Origin of the sequence: Paucilactobacillus kaifaensis (assembly GCF_005405145.1) — a bacterium.
GTDB classification, from domain to species: Bacteria; Bacillota; Bacilli; order Lactobacillales; family Lactobacillaceae; genus Paucilactobacillus; species Paucilactobacillus kaifaensis.
In genome coordinates this window covers 1-3,139 of record NZ_BJDM01000033.1, presented here as the reverse complement: position 1 = coordinate 3,139, position 3,139 = coordinate 1, and the positions used below count along the sequence as shown (strand labels likewise).

The window sequence follows — 3,139 nt, the reverse complement described above, 5'->3', positions numbered from 1 at the left end:
TGAGAACTTGCGCTCTCAAAACTAAATAATATCGAATTTTCTACATCCAACCGTTACACCACTTTGTGGTTAAGTCCTCGACCGATTAGTATTGGTCCGCTCCATGCATCACTGCACTTCCACTTCCAACCTATCTACCTCATCATCTCTGAGGGGTCTTACTCTTCCCGAAGGAAGATGGGAAATCTCATCTTGAGGCGAGTTTCACACTTAGATGCTTTCAGCGTTTATCTCATCCATACGTAGCTACCCAGCTATGCTCCTGGCGGAACAACTGGTACACCAGCGGTATGTCCATCCCGGTCCTCTCGTACTAAGGACAGCTCCTCTCAAATTTCCTGCGCCCGCGACGGATAGGGACCGAACTGTCTCACGACGTTCTGAACCCAGCTCGCGTACCGCTTTAATGGGCGAACAGCCCAACCCTTGGGACCGACTACAGCCCCAGGATGCGATGAGCCGACATCGAGGTGCCAAACCTCCCCGTCGATGTGGACTCTTGGGGGAGATAAGCCTGTTATCCCCAGGGTAGCTTTTATCCGTTGAGCGATGGCCCTTCCATACGGTACCACCGGATCACTAAGCCCGACTTTCGTCCCTGCTCGACCTGTCTGTCTCGCAGTCAAGCTCCCTTGTGCCTTTACACTCTGCGAATGATTTCCAACCATTCTGAGGGAACCTTTGGGCGCCTCCGTTACTTTTTAGGAGGCGACCGCCCCAGTCAAACTGCCTACCTGACACTGTCTCCCACCACGTTTAGTGGTGCGGGTTAGAGTGGTCATACAGCGAGGGTAGTATCCCACCAACGCCTCCACCGAAACTAGCGTTCCGGTTTCTACGGCTCCTACCTATCCTGTACAAGCTGTACAAACACTCAATATCAAGCTACAGTAAAGCTCCATGGGGTCTTTCCGTCCTGTCGCGGGTAACCTGCATCTTCACAGGTACTTCAATTTCACCGAGTCTCTCGTTGAGACAGTGCCCAAATCGTTACGCCTTTCGTGCGGGTCGGAACTTACCCGACAAGGAATTTCGCTACCTTAGGACCGTTATAGTTACGGCCGCCGTTTACTGGGGCTTCAATTCTGAGCTTCGCCGAAGCTAACCCATCCTTTTAACCTTCCAGCACCGGGCAGGCGTCAGCCCCTATACTTCATCTTTCGATTTTGCAGAAACCTGTGTTTTTGATAAACAGTCGCTTGGGCCTATTCACTGCGGCTGCACGTTAGTGCAGCACCCCTTCTCCCGAAGTTACGGGGTCATTTTGCCGAGTTCCTTAACGAGAGTTCTCTCGCTCACCTTAGGATTCTCTCCTCGACTACCTGTGTCGGTTTGCGGTACGGGCAGTTAACTATTCACTAGAAGCTTTTCTCGGCAGTGTGACATCGGCAACTTCGCTACTATAAATTTCGCTCCCCATCACAACTTGTCCGTATTGATAAAAGCATTTAACTCTTATCAAGACTTGTTGCTTGGCCAGATTCATCCAATGATCTGGTTTGCTTAGCCTCCTGCGTCCCTCCATTGCTCAAACACAGTTAACTGGTACAGGAATATCAACCTGTTATCCATCGCCTACGCCTTTCGGCCTCAGCTTAGGTCCCGACTTACCCTGGGAGGACGAGCCTTCCCCAGGAAACCTTAGTCATTCGGTGGACAGGATTCTCACCTGTCTTTCGCTACTCATACCGGCATTCTCACTTCTAAGCGCTCCACCAGTCCTCACGGTCTGACTTCATTGCCCTTAGAACGCTCTCCTATCACGCATCCTTACGGATGCATCCACAATTTCGGTAATATGCTTAGCCCCGGTACATTTTCGGCGCAGGATCACTCGACTAGTGAGCTATTACGCACTCTTTAAATGGTGGCTGCTTCTGAGCCAACATCCTAGTTGTCTATGCAACTCCACATCCTTTTCCACTTAGCATATATTTAGGGACCTTAATTGGTGATCTGGGCTGTTCCCCTTTCGACGATGGATCTTATCACTCACCGTCTGACTCCCGGACATAAATCTGTGGCATTCGGAGTTTATCTGAATTCAGTAACCCATGACGGGCCCCTAGTCCAAACAGTGCTCTACCTCCACGATTCTTTTTCCGAGGCTAGCCCTAAAGCTATTTCGGAGAGAACCAGCTATCTCCAAGTTCGTTTGGAATTTCACCGCTACCCACACCTCATCCCAGCCATTTTCAACTGACACGGGTTCGGTCCTCCAGCGCGTTTTACCGCACCTTCAACCTGGACATGGGTAGGTCACCTGGTTTCGGGTCTACAACTACGTACTTCGTACGCCCATTTCAGACTTGCTTTCGCTACGGCTCCAACTTTTTCGTCTTAACCTTGCACGCAATCGTAACTCGCCGGTTCATTCTACAAAAGGCACGCTGTCACCCCTTAACGGGCTCCAACTAATTGTAGGCACATGGTTTCAGGAACTATTTCACTCCCCTTCCGGGGTGCTTTTCACCTTTCCCTCACGGTACTGGTTCACTATCGGTCACTAGGGAGTATTTAGCCTTGGGAGATGGTCCTCCCGGATTCCGACGGAATTTCACGTGTTCCGCCGTACTCAGGATCCTGAACTGAGAGTGTAACGTTTCGTTTACGGGACTATCACCCGCTCTGGTGCAGCTTCCCAACTGCTTCAACTACGTTGCACTTTGGTAACTCAAATGTTCAGTCCTACAACCCCAGAAAGCAAGCTTTCTGGTTTGGGCTCTTCCCGTTTCGCTCGCCGCTACTCAGGGAATCGATTTTTCTTTCTATTCCTACAGCTACTTAGATGTTTCAGTTCACTGCGTCTACCTCTACTTAGTTATGTATTCGCTAAGCAGTAACCAACGACTAAGTTGGCTGGGTTGCCCCATTCGGAAATCTCCGGATCAAAGTGTACTTACCACTCCCCGAAGCATATCGGTGTTAGTCCCGTCCTTCATCGGCTCCTAGTACCAAGGCATTCACCATGCGCCCTTTATAACTTAACCTCGATAATCTAAAGCACTTCGTGCTCTATCTCATCTGGTTAATTGAGTATATGCGATAAAAACTTAATTAAAAAACTCAAATAACGCGGTGTTCTCGGTTGTTTTGTAAAAAAATATTTCGATATTATTTAGTTTTCAAAGTACAAGTT

Annotated in this window: 1 rRNA gene; it reads right to left on the bottom strand. The window is 49.3% G+C overall.

What is annotated here, in order from left to right:
- Positions 1–65: 65 nt before the first annotated feature.
- Positions 66–2,990, bottom strand: a 23S ribosomal RNA gene (locus FFM51_RS08610).
- Positions 2,991–3,139: the final 149 nt, after the last annotated feature.